The sequence below is a fragment of the Pantoea sp. SIMBA_079 genome, from assembly GCF_046940275.1.
Taxonomy (GTDB): Bacteria; Pseudomonadota; Gammaproteobacteria; order Enterobacterales; family Enterobacteriaceae; genus Pantoea; species Pantoea borealis.
Window position 1 is genome coordinate 1 of sequence record NZ_JAWRYR010000713.1, and the last position, 248, is coordinate 248.

1 protein-coding gene is annotated in these 248 nt (G+C 69.8%); it reads left to right on the top strand.

Translation table 11 applies throughout. From position 1 onward, the window contains the following. Positions 1-67: 67 nt before the first annotated feature. Positions 68-172 (top strand): zinc finger domain-containing protein, encoded by a 105-nt coding sequence (locus SB719_RS21810; protein WP_412159981.1) that lies wholly within the window; start codon positions 68-70, stop codon positions 170-172. Positions 173-248: the final 76 nt, after the last annotated feature.

Below are 248 nucleotides of genomic sequence, written 5' to 3' on the forward strand. Positions count from 1 at the left end.
GCACCGCGCCCAGGTGCCGCCGGACAAGGCCTACCTCGAACACACGAAAGCGATCTTCAAGCTGCGCGTGTTCGAGCGCGAAGGCCTGCCGTGCCCGCGCTGCGACGGCACCGTCGTCAACGAGCGGATCGCCGCGCGGCGCCTGTACTGGTGCCCTGGCTGCCAGCACTGATCCGGCGATCGCCTCGGTTAAGCTGACAACCCGTCGCGACCGGTCCCCGGTCCGATCCATCGCCGTCGCCGACACG